The organism is Belnapia sp. AC561, from assembly GCF_979252845.1.
Genome location: NZ_CEEDBP010000458.1, coordinates 1 through 239 on the forward strand (window position 1 = coordinate 1; position 239 = coordinate 239).

1 protein-coding gene is annotated in these 239 nt (G+C 66.5%); it reads left to right on the top strand.

The genetic code is table 11. The annotated features are described in order from the left end of the window. On the top strand, nt 1–239 hold a 239-nt coding region (locus AC0IW9_RS31835), incomplete at both ends, for an aconitase family protein (RefSeq protein ID WP_471652275.1).

A 239-nucleotide genomic window follows, 5' to 3' on the forward strand; every position in this document is an offset into this window, starting at 1 on the left:
GGACAAGGTCGCGCTGACCAAGGTCGACGAAGTGTTCAACGGCGACCTGTTCAAGATCTACCACAAGGAACAGCCGCAGCGCGTCGCGGTGGCGGATCGCGACCATGACATCGGCGACGGCGACGTCGTGATCGCCGCGATCACGTCGTGCACCAACACCTCCAATCCCTCCGTGCTCGTCGCCGCCGGCCTCGTCGCGCGCAAGGCGCGCGCGCTGGGGCTGAAGCCTAAGCCATGGG